Here is a 441-nt window from a genome sequence, read left to right on the forward strand (position 1 = left end):
GGCAGCGCGTCTCGCGCACATGGGGGGTAAGCCAGTTGAAGATGGTCTCCTTGACCCGATCCGTGGTGGGTCTGAGCCCCTCAACGTCACGAACCGGTAGCTTACGCCCGCGCCACTGGCCGCTAATGATTCTTACAAACCCCGATTTTCCCTGTGGGGACGGGCTGTTGCGGCTGTTTTTTGCTCTGGGCATCGCGTTTCGTCGTCAGAAAAGAAAGTGATAGTATAAGGCGGTTCATTTTTCGTGCCGAACCCCCGCGGAGCGGCCATTTTAGCAGTCCGCCGATCAAGTGAGTATTTATTAGATGGCAAAAGGTTTGTTTTCCTGGCTGGGCTTCGGCCGTAAGAAAGAAGAGGCTGAGAGCAAGGCGGCTCCCGAAGCGGTCGTCACCGCGGCCCCCGAGGTCATCACTCATCCCGAGCCGACCCCCCCCCCTGTCG

At 58.5% G+C, this 441-nt stretch carries 1 protein-coding gene; it reads right to left on the bottom strand.

Translation table 11 applies throughout. The features are described from left to right. On the bottom strand, positions 1 to 193 hold a 193-nt coding region (locus BN1121_RS19580; RefSeq protein WP_197065769.1), incomplete at its 3' end, for an RsmD family RNA methyltransferase. Positions 194 to 441 lie beyond the last annotated feature (248 nt).

Source organism: Aeromonas diversa CDC 2478-85, from assembly GCF_000819805.1.
Lineage (GTDB): Bacteria > Pseudomonadota > Gammaproteobacteria > Enterobacterales > Aeromonadaceae > Aeromonas > Aeromonas diversa.